The sequence below is a fragment of the Pseudomonas sp. B21_DOA genome (assembly GCA_030544685.1).
In the GTDB taxonomy this organism is placed as follows: Bacteria; Pseudomonadota; Gammaproteobacteria; order Pseudomonadales; family Pseudomonadaceae; genus Aquipseudomonas; species Aquipseudomonas fluorescens_AO.
Genome location: CP086683.1, coordinates 3004305 through 3022982, shown reverse-complemented (window position 1 = coordinate 3022982; position 18678 = coordinate 3004305). Strand labels below are relative to the sequence as shown.

Here is an 18678-nt window from a genome sequence, read left to right as displayed (position 1 = left end):
CTCAAGAAATCAGTTTTTCCAGATCATCGAGGGATAGACGTTTGAGGGCCTCCAGTGATTTAGCCAATTCATCCTGAACGGGCGACATTTCGACGCGCAGCGCTTCGATCCGCGCGCAGAACTCCTTGAGGGTGTCGGTTTCGAACAACGCCTTGAGCGGCACCTTGTCGCCGAGGCGCTCCTGCACCCGGGTCACCACCAGCGTCGCCAATAACGAATGGCCGCCGAGCTGGAAGAAGTTGTCCGCCAGCCCTACCCGCTCGACTTCCAGAACCTCCTGCCAGATCGTCGCCACCTCCCATTGCAGATCGCTTTGCGGCGCCTGGTATTGCTCCTGCGTCGGGCTCTCGCCCAACGCCATCAGCGCCTTGCGATCGAGCTTGCCGTTGGGCGTCAGCGGGATCGCGGCGATCAGGTGCAGATGCCCCGGCAGCATATGCGCCGGCAAGCGACTGGCCAGCGCATTGCGTACCCGCTCGGTCAGTGTCGACCGCTCGCTGTCCGGCGCCGCGACGAGGTAGGCATGCAGGTGTTTGCCGGCGGCGCCGTCCTGCGCCAGTACCACCGCCTCGCGAATATCGTCGAGTTCCAACACGCGTGCTTCGATCTCGCTGAGCTCGATGCGGAAACCGCGAATTTTCACCTGATGGTCGGCGCGACCGATGTACTCGATGTTGCCATCGTCGCCCTGGCGCACCAGATCGCCGGTGCGGTACAGGCGCTCGCCGTTGCTCGAGTAAGGATTCGGCACAAAGCGTTCGGCGGTCAGCGCGGCGCGGCGCAGATAGCCGCGCGTCACCCCGGCGCCAGCGAGGTACAGCTCGGCCGCCACGCCCTCGGGCAGCACCTGCAACTGACTGTCGAGCAGGTAGGCCACGGTGTTATCCAGCGGCCGACCGATGTTCGCCCGCCCCTGCGGCGTGCGCAGGGTGAAAGTCGAATAAGTGGTGTCCTCCGACGGCCCGTAGAGGTCGTAGACCTGCCGCACCTGAGTGCTGGCGTAGAGGCTGTCAACCAGACTCTGCTTGAGCGGTTCGCCGGCCAGATTGATGGTGCCGACCGAAGCCGGAATCTGTCCCGCCCGTTGCAACGCGGCAATCGCCGACGGCACGGTATTGATCAGCGTGACCTGCTCGCGCGCCGGCAAATCGGCCAGCGCCAGGGCGTTGTCGGCCAATATCAGACAGCCACCGCAGGCCAGCGTGACGAAGATTTCCCACACCGACAGATCGAAGCAGATCGACGTCGAAGCGAGCACGCCGCACAATTGTTCTTCGCGATAGACACCCGCTGACCACTGAATCAGCGCCGACAGATTGCCGTGGCTGATGGCTACGCCTTTCGGTTTGCCGGTGGAGCCGGAGGTGTAGATCACGTACGCCAGATTTTCAGCCGCGAGGTTAACCAGCGGCGCAGTGGCCGGGCATTCGCTGGCGACGTTCTCGTCCACCAGCAGCACCTGTGCGCTCAAAGTTTCAGGCAGCATCGCCAACGCCGCTGGCTCAGTGAGCAGCACCGCCGCGCGACTGTCGTCGAGCATGTGCAGCAAGCGCTCCTGCGGATAATCCGGGTCAAGCGGCACATAAGCGCCACCGGCCTTGAGGATCGCCAGCAAGCCGACCAGCATCTGCGGCGTGCGGCGCATGCACACGCCGACGCGCACTTCCGGCCCGACGCCCATGCCTTGCAGCTTGTGCGCCAGACGATTGGCCCGGGTATCGAGGCTTTGGTAATCGATGGACTGCTCAGCGAACAGCACCGCGTTCGCCTGCGGCTGACGTTGCACCTGCGCGGCGATGTGCGCCAGCACCGTGCGTTGATCCGGCGTGGCAACCGGCGCCTTGCCCCACTCAATTACTTTTGCCGTTGTGGCTCGGCGAGCAGTTGCAGCGCGCCTAGCGGCTGCGTGGCGTCGGCGAGGAACTGCTCGAGCAGGCCTTGCAACTGCGCACTCAACGCGCGGATCGCTTGAGCGTCGAAGCTGGCCTGATCGTAACTTATGCCCAGACTCAGCTCGCGGCCGGTGATCGCCACCAGCGTCAGCGGATAGTTGGTCTGCTCCTGCCGGCGGATTGCCGAGAACTTCAGGCCCGTCTCAGGGCCCTGCGCCAACGCCTCGGCCATCGGGTAGTTTTCGAACACCAGAATGCTGTCGAACAACGCCCCGGCGCCCGTACCGGCCCAGCGCTGAATGTCATACAGCGGCGTGTGTTCGTGCTCGCGCACGGCCAGATTGAGGTTTTGCACCTGTTGCAGCCATTGGCTGACGCCGATCTCCGGCGATGGCGCTGCCACCACTGGCAAGGTGTTGATGAACAGACCGATCTGTTGTTCGACGCCCGGCAAATCGGTTGGCCGTCCGGCGACCGTCGCGCCAAACGCCACGTGATTTTGGCCGGTGTAGCGCTGCAACAGCAGCAGCCACGCCGCTTGTACCAGCGTGTTGAGGGTGACTTTCTGCTCGCGGGCGAAGCGGTTGAGATCGGCGGTCAGCGGCTCGCTGAACACATGCTCGTGATCGGCATAGCCGCTGGCCGCGTGCCGGACCGGCATGGCGCTGGCCAGTCGCGTCGGCTGTTCAAGGTCCGCCAGCGCCGCACTCCAGAACTGTCGACTGGCCTGCTGATCACGCTGGCCGAGCCATTCGATGTAATCGCGATAACGCCCCTGCCCTGCGCTCGGCACGATGCCGGCGTAACGTTGCAGCACTTCGCCGAACAACTGCGAAGTGCTCCAGCCGTCCATCAGGATGTGATGGCAGGTGTAGATCAGGTGATGAGTGTGCTCATCGGTGCGCACCAACGTCACGCGCAACAGCGGTGCATCGAGCAGATCGAAGCCGTTATGCAGATCTTCAGTGGCGAGATGATCAAGCGCGACATCCAGGCCAGCGCGACCGCGCCAGTCCTGCACCTGCCACGGCATCTGCACGCGGCTGCGCACCACTTGCACCGGCGCGGCGGCATCCTGCGGCCAGACGAACGCCGTACGCAGAATATCGTGGGCTTCGAGGGTCTGCTGCCAAGCCTGGCGGAAGCGCTCGGCGTCGAGCTGCTCGACGTCGACGCGCAGCTGATTGGTATAGGCCGGACTGTCCGGCTCGTTGCGGCTGTGGAACAGAATGCCTTGCTGCATCGGCGACAGCGGGTACAGATCGACGATGTCACGCGGCGCAATCGGCAATGCCGACAGCTGCGCCTGGGTCAGGTTGGCGAGGTTGAAATCCGAAGGAGTCACGCCACCTGCCCCGCTCGCGCAGCAATGTTCGATCAGGCGTTGCAGTTCGCGGCGGTAAGCCTCGGCCAGCGCCTCAATGGTCTCGGCGCGGTACATGCCGCTGCCGAAGGTCCAGGTCAGTTCCAGCTCACCACCGAGAACCTGTCCGTCGACGCTCAGCCAATTGCCCAGCGGCGCTTGCCCATCCTGATTGGCGCCGGTGCTGTCAGCGCTTGGCACGAACAACGCGCCCTGCTCAGCGCTGAACGCGCCGTCGAACTGACCGAGGTAATTGAAGGTCACCCGTGGTTGCGCCAGCGTCTGCAACTCGGCTGCACGCGTGAGGTAACGCAGCACGCCATAACCGATGCCTTTGCCCGGCACCGCGCGCAGTTGTTCCTTGATCGCACACAGCGATGCAGCGGGACTCGTCTGCGGGGTCAGGCGCACCGGGAACAGGCTGCTGAACCAGCCGACCGTGCGGCTCAGGTCGATGTCGTCGAACAGGTCTTCACGACCATGGCCTTCGAGCTGGATCAACACCGACGGCTGCTCGCTCCAGTCACACAGCACCCGCGCCAAAGCCGTCAGCAACAGGTCGTTGATCTGCGTGCGGTACGCCGCCGGGGCGACTTTCAGCAGCTTGTCGGTCAATGTCTGGCTCAGGCGCGTACTGGCGCGAGCGGCCTGGGCGCGGGTCTGGCTGTCCACGGCGAAATCTTGTGGCAGTGCCGCGTCTTCCGCCGCCAGGGTCTGGCGCCAATAATCGCGTTCGCCGGCAAGCGCTTCACTCTGCGCATAACGATGCAACTGCTCGGCCCAGTTGTGCAGCGAACTGCTCTGGCCTGGCAACACCGCCGCCGTCCCCGCCGCCAATGCCTGGTAAGACTGCTGCAAGTCCTCAAGCAGAATGCGCCACGACACGCCGTCGACCACCAGGTGATGAATCACCAGCAACAAACGCTGCTCGGCATTCGGCAGAGTGACCAGCACCGCGCGCAGCAAGTGCCCGCGTTGCAAATCGAGGCTGCGCTGCGCCGCGTCGGCCACGGCCGGCAAGGCATCGAGACTGTCCAGCTCGCGCAGCCAAAGCAGTTCGGCATCGCGCTGAGTCTGCGGCAACGCCTGCCAGCTATCGCCCGACTGCACAAAGCTCAAGGCCAGCGCTTCGTGCTGCTCGACCAGCGCCGCCAGCGCCTTACGCAAATGTACGGCGTCCAGCGCCAGGGTCGGTTGCAGCATCACCGACTGGTTCCAGTGCTGGCGCTGGGCAATCGGCGTGTCGAAGAAGCGCACCTGAATCGGCAGCAACGGCAACGGCCCACGTGCCACAGGTGCGGCGACGGCAGCCGGTTTGGCTTCGATCAGTCTGGCCACGGCAGCCAATTGGCCGATGGTCTGTTTTTCGAACAACTGCTTGGGGCTGAGCTTGATGCCCTGGCGCTTGGCCCGGGCGATGATCTGCAAGCTGAGGATCGAGTCGCCGCCCAGTTCAAAGAAGTTATCGCTGCTGCCGACCCGTTCGAGCTTGAGCACCTCGGCCCAGATCGCCGCCAGTTTTTCCTCGATCTCACCGACCGGCGCGACGAACTGCTGGCTAACCACGCCGGGCACTGGCAAGGCACGCTTGTCGAGTTTGCCGTTGGCAGTCAGCGGCAGCTTTTCCAGCAACAGCAACTGTGCCGGCACCATGTAATCCGGCAGCCGCGCCTGCAATTGTTCGCGCAGCTCCTGCGCCTGCACCTTCACGCCCAGTGCCGGCACGCACCACGCCAGCAGTTGCAGGCGCGCCGGATCGTCATCCATTGGCAGCGCGAGCACGGCGGCTTCGCTGACGCCATCGAGGCTGAGCAACAGCCGCGCGACTTCCGCAGGCTCCACACGGTAGCCGCGCACTTTGACCTGATCGTCGGCACGACCGATGAATTCCACTGCCTGCTCGCGATTGCGCCGGACCCGGTCGCCGCTGCGGTAGACCCGCGCGCCCGGTGCGCCGAACGGGTCGGGCAGGAAGCGTTCGGCGGTCAGTGCCGGCTGATTCAGGTAGCCAAGGGCAACGCTGTCGCCGCCGATGTACAGCTCACCGGCAACCTGATCGGCCACCAGGTTGAGCACATCGTCGAGCACATAGACATGCGCACCGGCCAACGCCGTGCCGACTGGAACGCTGCGTGCTTGTGCGGCAAGCACTTCGACCTCATGAGTCAGCACACCCACGGTGGTTTCGCTCGGCCCGTAGTGGTTGATCAGGCGGCAGCCCGGTTTCAGTTGCTGCACACGCTCGACCAGCGCCGGCGAACAGGCTTCGCCGCCGACGATCAGCGCGTGTTCCGGCAGCACGTCGGCAGGCTTGGCCGCCTGCAACAGCGCGGCCAGATGTCCGGGAACGATTTTCAGCACACCGACACGGTGGCGGGCCATGTATTCGGCAAAGTGGTCCGGGTCGAAACCGAGTTCTTCCGGCAGCACATGCAGCAGTCGGCCCGAGCACAGCGCGCCGAACAGCACGGTGAAGCCCAGGTCGGCGGCGGTGGTCGAGACCAGCGCCATGCTCACCTCGGGCGCCGGCGCCAGACGCTCGAGGACGCCGCGCACATAACTGCCCAGCGCGCCGTGGCTGACCAGCACGCCCTTGGGTTGCCCGGTGGAACCGGAGGTGTGAATCACGTAGGCCGGCGATTGCGCATGCAGCGTCAGCTCAGGCGCAGACGCCGGCAGCGACTGCCATTGCTCCGGTACAAACTCTAGGCCCTGACAGCCCTCACCCGCCAATTCGCTGAGCCGTGCGTCGCCTTCAGCACCGATCAGCGCCCGCGCCTGCGCAGCGCCGAGCATCTGCTTCAGGCGCGCGCTCGGCGCCTTGACGTCGAGCGGCATGTACACCGCGCCAGCCTTGAGAATCGCCAGCAGGCAAGTCAGCCAGTCCAGCGAACGCTCGAGCAGCACCGCCACCGGGTCGCCAACGTTGACGCCCTGCGCACGCAAATAATGGGCGAGACGATTGGCATCCTGATCCAGCGCCTGGAACGTCATTGTCTTCTGCAGATCACGAGCGGCCAGCGCCTGCGGCTGCCGGGCCACTTCACGCGTCCAGTGCTGCAACACCGTCAACGCCGGTTCGCGGTGAATGGCAAGCGCAGCAGGCCGTGGTGTGGCAACCGTGTGCAATGGCGCCTGCGGCGAGTTGAGCAACTGTGTAAACAGATCCAGCAACATCGGTACAAAACCGGCGACCGTTTCCGCCCGATAGAGATCGCTGGCGTAGGTCAGCTGGCCATGGATCAGTGCGCCGTCGTCGGTGATGTCCAGCGCCAGATCGAAATGCGTGCCGTCCTTGGCCAGCGGGTATTCGCTGACGGTCAGGCCGGGCAAAGCCATCGAGCGCTGTTTCTGCATACCGACGTTCTGGTTGAACTTGGCCTGGAACAACGGGTTGTGGCCCAGTGTGCGTTCGGCGACCAATTCGTCGACCAGTTGCTCGAACGGCAATTCCTGATGCGCCTGCGCGCCGAACGCCGCTTCACGCACCTGCGCGAGCAAATCGGCGAAACTGCCGCGCTCATCGACCTGGCAGCGCAGCACCTGAGTGTTGACGAAGAAACCGATCAGCCCCTCGACTTCGGCGCGGCCACGGTTGGCATTCGGCACGCCGACACGAATGTCGCGCTCGCCGGCCAGACGCGAAAGGAACAGCGAGAACCCGGCCAGCACCAGCATGAACAGGCTGATGCCCTGGCTGCGCGCGAAGGCATTGAGCTGCTGCGAAAGGTCAGCACCGAAATCGAAACTCAGGGTCTGTCCTGCAAAGCTTTGTGTCAGCGGTCGGGCAAAGTCCGGCGCCACTTCCAGCAGCGGATGTTCGTCGCCCAGTTGCTGACGCCAGTAGTCGAGCTGGCGTTCGCCCTCGCCGGCCTCCAGCCAGCGCCGCTGCCAGATCGCGTAGTCAGCGTATTGCAACGGCAGCGCCGGCAATTGCGGTTCGCGCTGCAGGCTGAACGCCGGATAGCACTGCACGAACTCCTTGACCATGACGTCCATCGACCAGCCATCGGAGACGATGTGATGCATGCTCACCACCAGCACGAACTCATCGTCGGCCAGAGCAAACAGACTGGCGCGCAACAACGGGCCGTGGCGCAGATCGAACGGTTGCGCGGTGACGTCTTGCACGTGTTGCGCGAGCAGTTCTTCGCGCTCTTGCGCGGCGGTACCGGTCAGATCGAAGCGTTCCAGCGCAATACTTTGCTGCTCGAGAATCAGCTGATGCGCTTGATCACCGTCGGTGTGAAACACCGTGCGCAACACTTCATGGCGCGCCAGCAGATGATCGAACGAGCGGCTCAGGGCCGACTCATCCAGCCGGCCTTTCAGACGCAAGCCAGCGGCCATATTGTATGCGGCGCTGTGCGGTTCCAGTTGCCAGAGAAACAGCAGGCGTTGCTGGGCGAACGACAGGGAATCTGCGCGCAGTCGTGGCGGCTGACCGGCAGCGGCAACAGGCTGAAATCCTTGCCCTCCTCGCGCAGCTTGGCGAGAAACAGCCGACGCTGTTCCAGCGGCAGGCCGACGAACCTTTTGCAATACGTTCCGCCATCGTGCCGCTCATACTTCTTCTCCTTGCAAAGCATTCATGAACTGATCCAGGTCGGACCAGTCGTCGTCGCCGCTCGTCTCGGCCAGTTGCCCGAGCACCTCGGCGAGATCCGCCAGCAGCGGTTTTTCGAACAGGCTGCGCAGCGGCAGCACCACACCCATCTGCTCCTTGACCCGGGCGATCACCTGCGCGGCCAGCAACGAGTGGCCACCCAGTTCAAAAAAGTGATCGTCCAGGCCCACACGCGGCACGTGCAGCACCTCGGCCCAGACCTGCGCCAGACATTGTTCGGCCGGCGATTGCGGGGCGCGATAATCGCCCTGCAACTGCGCCGGATCCGGCGCTGGCAAGGCCTTGCGGTCGAGCTTGCCACTCGGTGTCAGCGGCAGGTTCGCCAGCAACAGCAGATGCCCCGGCACCATGTAATCCGGCAGGCTGGCTTGCAGCGCCGCGCGGGTCTGCTGACGGAACGCCGTTTGCGTTGCCGCGCTGGCAAGCACCGCAGGTTCTGTCACCACGTAAGCGACCAGTTGCGCACCGCCGGCGAACGGCACCGCCAGCACCACTGCTTCGCGAACGCCCGGAGATTGCTGCAGGCGCGATTCGATCTCGCCCAGTTCGATGCGGAAGCCGCGAATCTTCACCTGATGATCGACCCGACCGACATATTCCAGCGCGCCATCGCTGCGCAGCCGTGCACGGTCGCCGGTGCGGTACAGGCGCTGGCCGTCGGCAAACGGGTCGGCGATGAAACGCTCGGCACTGAGGCTCGGCTGACGCTGATAACCGCGCGCCAGCCCCGGCCCACCGATGTACAACTCGCCCACCGCACCTTGCGGCAGCAGGTTCAGATCATCGTCGAGCACGTACAGACGCCGCGCTGCCAGTCCGAGGCCGATCGGCATGCCGCGCCACGACACGTCCTGCGCGGTCAGCGCGGTGCAGTCATGAATCGTCGAGACCACCGTGGCCTCGGTCGGGCCGTAGGTGTTGAGCAAACGCACATGCCCCAGGCCGGCCTGCTGCCACAAGCGCAATCCATCCACGGCCATGGCTTCGCCGCCGACGTGAATCTGCCGCAGCGCACCGAAACTGGCCGGCGGTTTCGCCGCGTATTCCTGCACCAGCCAATACCAGTAGGCCGCCGGCAGGTCGGCCAGAGTGATGCCGTGATCGATGATGACCTGATGCAGCGTCGCGCTGTCCCACAACGGCGCGTCGCGCATGACCACGCTCGCGCCATGGCAAAGCGGCGGGAAAAACTGCTCGACGAAACCGTCGAAGCTGCTGGTGGCGAATTGCAGAACCCGGTCGCCTTCGCGCAGATCGCTGTAGTCGATGGCGCGGGCGATAAACTCGCTCAGCGCGCCATGACTGACCGCCACGCCTTTCGGCCGCCCGGTGGAGCCAGAGGTGTAGATCACGTACGCGAGGTTGTCAGCCTCGACAGTGACCGGCAGGTTGTCGCTCTGCTCGCTGGCGGGCAATTGCTCCAGACACAGGCACTCGATGCCGTCGAGTGGCGGCAGGCTGGCGAGGCTTTGCTGGTCGCTGAGCAACAGTTTCAAACCACTGTCAGCGAGCACATGGCGCAAGCGTTCGACCGGGGTCTGCGGATCCAGCGGCACATAGGCACCGCCGGCCTTGAGCACGGCCAGCAGCGCCACCGCCAGTTCCAGCGAACGCTCCAGCGCGACGCCGACCAGCACGTCCGGGCCGACACCCTGTGCGCGCAACTGATGGGCCAGACGATTGCTGCGGCTGTTGAGCTCGTCGTAGCTGAATGTCGGCGCAGGCGCTGTGGCCAACAGCACCGCCGGGGCTTGCGCAGTGCGCGCGACTTGCGCTTCGAACAGGCTTTGCACGCTGGTAAACCGAGGCACGGGTGCAGTCGCTTGTATCAGCGCTTGCCGTTCGCTGTCGGCGAGCATCGTCACTTCGCCGATCAACTGCTGCGGATCACGGCACACCGACTGGAGAATGTTGCGCCAATGCCCGGCCAGCGCGGCGATGGTCGCGGCATCAAAAATATCCGTGGCGTACGTGAAGGCGGCAAACAGTTGCTCGCCCTCCTCGCGGGTGTCGAGCATCAGATCACTGGTGGCCGCGTGTTGCCGAGCGCTGCCGGCCAGTTGCTCTTCGCTCAGATAACCCACGCGCAAGCCTGAAGCGAGTTGCGCCTGATGCAAATCGGTAACCAGCGGCTGGTGGTTGAACATCACTTGAAACAGCGGATTGTGGCTTTGGCTGCGCGCCGGTTGCAGGGCTTCGATCAAGGCGTCGAACGGCAGATCCTGATGGGCCTGAGCGCCCAGTGCAGCCTGGCGCAGGTTCTGCAGCAACTCAGTGAAGGGCGTTTGTGCGGTGACCGCGCTGCGCAGGATCTGCGTGTTGACGAAGAAACCGATCAGGCCTTCGGTTTCACTGCGGGTGCGGTTGGCGATCAGCCCGCCAACACGAATATCGGTCTGGCCGCTGTAGCGATGCAACAGGGTCTTGAACGCTGCCAGCAACACCACGAACAAGGTCACGCCCTGACGCTGCGCAAGGTTTTTCAGCTCTTCGCGCAGGGCTGCGTCGATCACCGTTTCCAGGCGTGCGCCCTGATGGCTGGCTTGCGCCGGATAAGCGCGGTCGGTGGGCAATTCCAGCACGGGATGTTCGTCACCCAGTTGCGTGCGCCAGTAGTCCAGTTGCCGCTCGCGCTCACCGGCCTCCAGCCAGCTGCGTTGCCACAGTGCGTAGTCGCGGTATTGCACGGTCAGCGGCGCCAGGGTCGGTTCACGCCCGGCCACCAACGCGTCGTAGGTGCGCATGAATTCGTCGATCAGAATGTTCATCGACCAGCCGTCGGCGATGATGTGATGCAGGGTCAGCAGCAGCACGTGTTCCTGCGCGGCCAGGCGCAACAGCCGCAGGCTCAGCAGCGGGCCGTTCTGCAGGTCGAAGGCCTGGGTCGCCTCGGCCATCATGTGCTGCTGCGCCAGCGGCCAGCGCTGGGCTTGGGGCAACTCGCTCAGGTCAGTCACCGGCAGTTTCAGTGGCTGCGGTGCGGCCACGCGCTGGAAGGCACGCTCGCCGTCCTGGCCGAAGGTGGTGCGCAAACATTCGTGGCGCGCCGCCAGACGACTGAAGGCCTGTTCCAGTGCCTCGACGTTTAGATCGCCCTCCAGACGCACCGCCATCGGCAGGTTGTAGGCGGCGCTGGTCGGCTCCAGCTGCCAGAGAAACCACATGCGCTGCTGCGCGTAAGACAGGCCGTCACGCTCGGCGATGCCGTCGCAGGCGGTCATCGGAAGCTGCGCAAAATCGATGCCCTCGCGGGCCATGCCGGCGAGGAACAGACGGCGTTTGTCCTGGGGCAATTCGATAAAGCGGCGGGCTAGTTTCTGTGCGTCTGCGGCATTCATGCGTGGAGTCCTTGCTGATCGGCGGCGTGACCTGGAGACCCGGTCGTATCAACAAGAACGAATGGCCCGCGCAATGATTTAGCGCGCCTGCGGCAATCACGGCCCGACGGTACAAAGGCCAGACAGACAAATGCCGAAGCCGGTACAGGCCCGGATTCGGCATTTGAGTTGAAGGGTTGCGAACAGGTCAGCGCACGTCCTGCGAATGCCCCTCGGCCATCGCCACGATAACTTTGCGCGGCCCTTCGAACGGTGAGCGCGCGTGAGCCGAAAGCATGTTGTCGAGCATCAGCACATCGCCCTCCTGCCAGGGAAACTGATCGCACAGTCGTCGAGCACCGCACGAATCTGCGCCAGCACTTCGTCTTCGATCGGCGAGCCGTCGCCGTAGTAGACGTTACGCGGCAGGTCTTCTTCGTCGACGATGTCGAGCAGGCTTTCGCGTACGTCCGCTGGCAGATTGGAGATGTGAAACAGGTGCGCCTGATTGAACCAGACGTGGTCGCCCGTCACCGGGTGCACCGCCACCGCCTGACAGGTCTGCCGCGTGCGCAGCTCACCGTCGTCCTTCCATTCGCAGACGATGCCGTGAGCCTTGCAGTAGGCCTCGACGACTTCACGGTCTTCGGTGTTGAACACGTCTTCCCACGCCACGTCGAGGCCATTGCCGAAGTTGCGCACATACATCAGGCCTTTACTGACGAAACGCTCGCGGATCGCCACGGGGATGCGCCGGTAGACTTCGCGGCTGTCGGCAATCGGCGTCTCACCGCCGGACCTGGCGGCGATCATGCTGTAGAACCAGATCTTCATCGGCCAGTCGCGGGAATAGGCCTGTTCGTTGTGCAGCGGAATGCTTTGGTGCGCCGGGTATTCGGTGGAGGTGTACACGCCTTGGGTGACGTTGGTGCGCGGCGTCGAGCCGAACTCGTAGTTGAGCAATGGATGGCCGAAACTCGCGGCAAACTGGCGGAACTGCTCGGCGCCGTCGAGGCGAAAGCCGCGAAACAGCACGCCACCGTCGCGCAGCAGGTGCTCGTCAACCAACGCCTGCAATTCATCGAATACCGCCAACAGATCGGTGTCGGCATCGCCCGCCTCGACCAGCAGCGGCAAGCGCCCGCGCTCAGGCAGCAGCGGCCGAACGGAAAATCCCAGAGCAACAGCCATGACTGGCCTCCTGAAAATGATAGATGAGTCGCGTCTCAGAACGCCGGTTGCGCGGCCTGCGCAAGGCGCCGGTGATGCACTTCCAGATGCGTCTTGATCGCGCGAATGACCCGCGCTTCGTGCTCATGAATGAAGAAATGCCCGCCGGTCATCATGTCCACCGAGAAACTGCCCAGGGTCTCTTTGCTCCAGCCGATCAGTTGTTCGGTGGTGGCGCGGTCTTCCTTGCCACCGAGCACGTGCACCGGGCAATTGAGCAAGGGCCGCTGGGCAGGCGTGAAGCGCCCGCACATCATGAAATCGGCGCGCAGCACCGGCAGGGTCAGGCTCATCAACTCTTTATTGGCGAGGACTTCTTCGCTGGTGCCCTGAAAGGTGCGCAGCTGTTCGATGAGCTCTGCATCACTGCGCGGTTCGGCAAAGCCGCGGTCGTAATCGCTGCGCATCGTCGGTGCGGCGGTGCCGGAGGCAAATAGCGCCAGCGGCTCGGGCATGCCGAGTTCGCGAAAGGCATGGGCCATTTCGCAGGCGAGCAACGCACCCAGGCTATGCCCGAACAACGCATACGGGCCTTGCAGCCCCGCTTTGTGCTCGCGCGCCAGTTGCCGCGCCAGTGCGCGCATGTCGGTTTGCAGGGGCTCATCGAACCGCGCGCCACGCCCCGGCAGTTCCACCGGTTGCAATTGCAGCCACGTCGGCAGTTGACGCCGCCAGCGGCTGTAAACCATGGCGCTGGCGCCCGAATAGGGCAGGCACAGCAATGTCAGCTTGGTCACCGCGCTTTCCTTGAAAAATGTGTCTGCAAGAAAGACGGATCACTCGCCGGACAAATTAGTCGCCCGCCCGCTAAATTCCGCCGCCAGCCGCTCGTTGCCTGTTCAGGAAAAAACAACAATCGCGAGGGCATCACCGTGGACCTGCAGAGCATTCTGGGCAAGTTGTTCGCCAACGCCGGCGCGGTCGGCATTGAGGGGTTTTCCAGTTCATTTTCAGCGCGCAGCAGGCGTACTGGTATGACATCAAGACCAGCCAGCGCACGGAAGTCGGGCGTCACCCGCGTCCGAACGTGACCATCGAAGTCGCGGAAAAAGACTTTCTCGGGATCATGGCCGGCGTGGTCAACGTCGAGGAACTGTTCGCCAGCGGGCGCCTGAAGATCGGCGGCAACATGGGTCTGGCGACGATGTTGCCGCAGATCATCGACCACGCCCGCCAGGGTGGCGGCACGGTGGAAAAAGTCGACATGAACAAGCGCTACCCGACGCCGCCGCGCTTCAGTGAAAAGCTCACTGCTGCGCTGCCTCGGCAGACCAGCATCGAACGGCGTGCGCGCGCCGAGTTGAGCCGACACGAATTCGAAACCCGTTATCTGCCCAACGGCATTCCGTTGGTGATCAGCAATGCCCTGCACGACTGGCCGTTGTTCAGCCTGAGCCGTGAGGAATCGCTGGTGCATTTTGCTGAACTGCAGGGCATCACCCGCCACGGCGATTACGTGAAGAAGACCTTTTCCACCGAGCGTGATTTCCGCTCGACCTCGATGGCCGAATTCATCGCCTCGCTGGACAGCCCGGCGGTCAAGGGCGCGGACGGCGAGCCGCCGGCGTACATGGGCAACAACATTCTGCCGGCGCAATTGCTGCAACAGATCCAATACCCGCCCTACTTCGACACCTCGCTGTTCATCCCGCCACGGATCTGGATCGGCCCCAAGGGCACGCTGACGCCGTTGCACCGCGATGACACCGACAACCTCTTCGCCCAGGTCTGGGGGCAGAAAAATTCACCCTCGCCGCGCCGCATCACCGCGAAGCGCTGGGCACCTGGTCGACAGCGCCCAAGGGAGGCCTGGATGGCTGCGATTTCAACCCGGACGCGCCGGACTATGAACGTTTCCCGGCAGCGCGGGAGGTGACGTTTTTGCGGGTGACGCTGGAGGCTGGGGATCTGCTGTTTTTGCCAGAGGGCTGGTTCCATCAGGTGGAGTCGGTGTCGACTTCGCTATCCGTCAACTTCTGGATCAACTCAGGACGAGGCTGGTAACCCCATTTCCTGTAGGAGCGTAGGAGCGTAGGAGCTGACGAGTGCAACGAGGCTGCGATCTTTGATCTTGATCTTGATCTTCAAAATCCAAAGTCAAAGTCAAAAGATCGCAGCCTCGTTGCACTCGTCAGCTCCTACAACAGGATTGTTATTTCAAGTGACGGAAACTTTGAAACGCTGAAACCAGTACCACCGCCCCCGCCGCTATCGCCAGCCAAAACCCGCTGCGCGCACCAAACGCATCCACCAGCGCGCCGGAACCGGCGGCGCCGATCGCCACGCCGATGCTCAGCCCGGTCACCAGCCAGGTCAGGCCCTCGGTCAGTTTGGCCGGTGGCACGATGCGTTCGATCAACGCCATTGCCACAATCAGCGTCGGCGAAAAGAACAGGCCGGCGATAAATACCGCGATCGACAAGCCGAGGATGTTGCTCGCCAAAAGCAGCGGCAGCGTGGTCACCGCCGTCGCCACGCCGCCGTAGAGAAACAGGCGCGGCAACGGCAGTTTCGAACGCATCGCACCGAAGGCGATGCCGGCCAGGCATGAGCCAATCGCGTATACCGACAAGACAATACTCGCCGCTGCCGGCTGGCCCTGATGTTGAGCGAAAGCGACGCTGACCACATCGATGACTCCGACGATCACGCCCATCGCCAGCATCAACGCCAGCAGCCATTGCACGTCGGTCGAGCGAATGATCGAGCCCTGATGCTGCGACTCCTGCACGTGCACGGGCGGCTCGGTGCTGCGCTGGGCGACAAACACCGTCACGCCGATGGCCAGGGCCAACAGCGCCGCCAGCGGCCCGGCTTCGGGAAACACCGCGACCGACAGGCCCACCGACAGCGGCGGCCCGACGATAAAACACACTTCGTCGAGCACCGACTCCAGCGCATACGCCGTCTGCAATTGCGGCTGGCCACGATAGATCTCGGTCCAGCGCGCCCGCACCATCGCCGACATGCTCGGCATGCACCCGGCCAGCGCGGCGAAGACGAACAAGGTCCAGTCCGGCGCCTGCAAACGCGTGCACAGCAGCAACATCAATAACCCACCGCCACCGGTCAGCGCTGCGATCGGCAGCACCCGCCCCTGCCCGTAGCGGTCAACCAGTCGCGATACCTGCGGCGCGCAAAACGCCGTGGCCAAGGCAAACGTCGCCGCCACCGCACCCGCCAGCGCATAACCACCGTTCAACTGCGCGAGCATGGTGATCAGGCCAATGCCGGTCATGGAAATCGGCATGCGCGCCAGCATCCCGGCCAGCACAAACGCACGGGCGCCGGGGGCGGTGAACAATTCGCGGTAGGGATTTGCCATCGATTGCAGCCTCATCAGGGGCGGCCAAGTTGCCATAGCCTTGAATGCCGTGGAAGCGCGCAATTGTTAGCGGTCTGTGAAGGCCCCTTCGCTCGCACATTCGAAATGCCGTCCCCTGTGGGAGCGAGCCTGCTCGCGAAGGGGCCAGCGCAATCACCGCTTCCAGCAAATGAACTCTCAGCGTCTGCCATCAGTCAGCTACTTAAGTCTCTGGAACCAAGGCGCGAATCGTCATGCAGATTTCCCTCGCTCATCAGGTGGCGCTGGTCACGGGTGCCAGCTCCGGCATCGGCCATGCCGCCGCTAAAGCACTGGCCGCCGCCGGCGCTGCGGTCGTGATCAACTACAACAGCAGCGCCAAACCCGCCGAAGAACTGGCTGCACAGATCAACGCCGAAGGCGGCAAGGCCCTCGCCATCGGCGCCGATGTCTCGAAGGAAGAAGAGGTCGAAAGGCTGTTCGCCAAGACCGTCGAAGCCTTCGGCTCGCTGGACATTCTCGTCGCCAATTCCGGCCTGCAAAAGACGCTGCCGCCGTGGACATGACGCTCGACGACTGGAACACGGTAATCGGCGTCAACCTCACCGGGCAGTTCCTCTGCGCGCGGGCGGCGTTGCGGATTTTCCAGCGTCAGGGCGTGCGCGAAGGCGTGTCGCGCGCGGCGGGCAAGATCATTCACATGAGTTCGGTGCACCAGCGCATTCCGTGGGCCGGGCATGTCAATTACGCGGCATCGAAGGGCGGCGTCGATCAGTTGATGCAGAGCCTCGCCCAGGAAGTCAGCCACCAGCGCATCCGCATCAACAGCATTGCGCCCGGTGCGATCAGCACCGCGATCAACGCTGACACCACCGCAGGCGAAGCCGGCGAAAAACTCCTCGAACTGATTCCCTACGGACGCATTGGCGATGTCGAGGATGTTGCCAACGCAGTGGTTTTCCTCGCTTCCGATGTGTCTGACTACATCGTCGGCACCACCCTGTTCATCGATGGCGGGATGAGCCTCTATCCGGAGTTTCGCGGCAATGGCTGAGCCTGAAGTGGAACAACAAAGTCCCATCGGTGCCCATGGCATCATCGGCGACATGCGCAGCGCCGCACTGGTCAACGACAAGGGCAGCGTGGATTTTTCTGCTGGCCGGAGTTCGACAGCCCGACGATTTTCTGCTCGCTGCTCGACACCCCGCAAGCAGGGATTTTCCAGCTCGCGCCGGACTTGCCGGATGCGCGCCGGGAACAGATTTATCTGCCCGACACCAACGTCTTGCAGACCCGCTGGCTGAGCGAACACGCGGTGGTGGAAGTCACCGATCTGCTGCCCATCGGTGACGATGTCGACGCCCTGCCCCTGCTGATGCGCCGGGTGCGCGTGGTCAGCGGCTCGGCGACGTTCAACCTGCGTTGCGCGGTGCGCCACGACTACGGTCGCGCCGACACCCGGGCAGAGATGGGCGCCAAGGACGTGACGTTCCACGCCGTTGGCCAGCCGTCGATACGCCTTGCCTCGGATCAGGCGCTGCAAATCGACGCGCAAGCCGCCGTCGCGCAGTTCACCCTCGAGCACAACGAAACCGCCGCATTCATGCTCGGCGGCAGCGACGACCCGCGCTTTACTGAAGGCGCCGCCGAGCTGTGCATGCAGCGCACCCTGAAATTCTGGCGTGGCTGGATCGGCCAATCCAACTATCGCGGACGCTGGCGGGAAATGGTCAACCGCTCCGCCCTCGCCCTGAAACTGCTGACCTCACGCCGGCACGGTGCGATCCTTGCCGCCGCCACCTTCGGCCTGCCGGAAACTCCCGGCGGCGAGCGCAATTGGGACTATCGCTACACATGGATCCGCGATGCCTCGTTCACCGTTTACGCGTTCATGCGCCTGGGTTTTGTCGACGAGGCCAACCATTACATGCAGTGGCTGCGCGGACGGGTCAGCGATTGCTGCGGCAAACCGATGAAACTCAACATCCTCTATGCCATCGACGGCCAGCAGGAATTGCCGGAAACCGAACTCGCGCACCTGTCCGGTCACGGCGGGGCGCAACCGGTGCGCATCGGTAATGGCGCTTATGACCAAATCCAGCTCGACATCTTCGGTGAGCTGATGGACGCCGTGTATCTGGTCAACAAGTACGGCGACGCGATTTCCCACGAAGGCTGGCGGCACGTCGGCGAGGTGGTCGATCAGGTTTGCGAGACCTGGCAGAGCGAAGATGTCGGCATCTGGGAAATGCGCGGTGAGACCCATCACTTCCTGCACTCGCGGCTGATGTGCTGGGTGGCGCTGGACCGGGCGATACGTCTGGCCTCCAAGCGTTCGCTGCCGGCACCGTTCGCCCGTTGGGATCAGACCCGGCAAGCGATCTACACCGACATCTGGGACAACTTCTGGGATGAAGAACGCGGGCATTTCGTCCAGTACAAGGGCGGCACCGCGCTGGACGGCTCGATGCTGCTGATGCCGCTGGTACGTTTCGTCAGCGCCAAGGACCCGCGCTGGCTGTCGACCCTCGAGGCGATCGAAAAACCCTGGTGCGCGACGGCATGGTCTATCGCTATCGCAACGAAGACGCCAACATCGATGGCCTCAGCGGCACCGAAGGCGCGTTCGCTGCGTGTTCGTTCTGGTACGTCGAATGCCTGGCTCGGGCCGGGCAAGTAGAAAAGGCTCATCTGGAGTTCGAGCAATTGCTGCGATACGCCAACCCGCTTGGGCTGTACGCCGAAGAGTTCGACAGCCATGGCCGGCATCTGGGCAACACGCCGCAAGCGCTGACGCATCTGGCGTTGATCAGTGCGGCGAGTTTCCTTGATCGCAAGTTGAGTGGCGAGAAGAGTTCCTGGCAGCCGTAGGCGCTGAGCTTTTTCGCCAGCGCCTGTCAGACTGATCCCTGATCGACAGGTATTTTTCCACAATGGGCCTGCAT

At 63.6% G+C, this 18678-nt stretch carries 3 protein-coding genes and 5 pseudogenes; 3 read left to right on the top strand and 5 right to left on the bottom strand.

Annotated features, from left to right (window positions below; all coding sequences use genetic code 11):
• Window position 1 precedes the first annotated feature (1 nt).
• The 4 genes and pseudogenes from LJU32_13810 to LJU32_13795 form a co-directional block, all read right to left on the bottom strand.
• Window positions 2-7822: pseudogene (locus tag LJU32_13810) on the bottom strand (amino acid adenylation domain-containing protein).
• Complete coding sequence (locus LJU32_13805) at window positions 7819-11220, bottom strand: amino acid adenylation domain-containing protein (GenBank protein WKV86956.1); 3402 nt, start codon at window positions 11218-11220, stop codon at window positions 7819-7821. Before LJU32_13805 ends, LJU32_13810 begins: the two are co-directional and overlap by 4 nt.
• Before the next feature lie 187 nt (window positions 11221-11407).
• Window positions 11408-12390 (bottom strand): annotated as a pseudogene (locus LJU32_13800) (TauD/TfdA family dioxygenase).
• Between the two features lie 35 nt (window positions 12391-12425).
• Window positions 12426-13166: an alpha/beta fold hydrolase gene (locus tag LJU32_13795; protein WKV86955.1), complete on the bottom strand. Its 741-nt coding sequence runs from the start codon at window positions 13164-13166 to the stop codon at window positions 12426-12428.
• Between the two features lie 135 nt (window positions 13167-13301).
• Between LJU32_13795 and LJU32_13790 the strand changes: the two are divergent.
• Window positions 13302-14433: pseudogene (locus tag LJU32_13790) on the top strand (cupin-like domain-containing protein).
• Between the two features lie 148 nt (window positions 14434-14581).
• Here the strand turns inward: LJU32_13790 and LJU32_13785 are convergent.
• A complete protein-coding gene (locus tag LJU32_13785; GenBank protein ID WKV86954.1) occupies window positions 14582-15754 on the bottom strand; it encodes an MFS transporter in 1173 nt (390 codons plus the stop codon).
• A gap of 233 nt (window positions 15755-15987) precedes the next feature.
• Here LJU32_13785 and LJU32_13780 point away from each other — a divergent pair.
• Together LJU32_13780 and LJU32_13775 are read left to right on the top strand one after the other, a co-directional pair.
• Window positions 15988-16787: pseudogene (locus LJU32_13780) on the top strand (SDR family oxidoreductase).
• A pseudogene (locus tag LJU32_13775) lies at window positions 16780-18604 on the top strand (glycoside hydrolase family 15 protein). The pseudogenes LJU32_13780 and LJU32_13775 overlap by 8 nt, the downstream one beginning before the upstream one ends.
• Window positions 18605-18678: the final 74 nt, after the last annotated feature.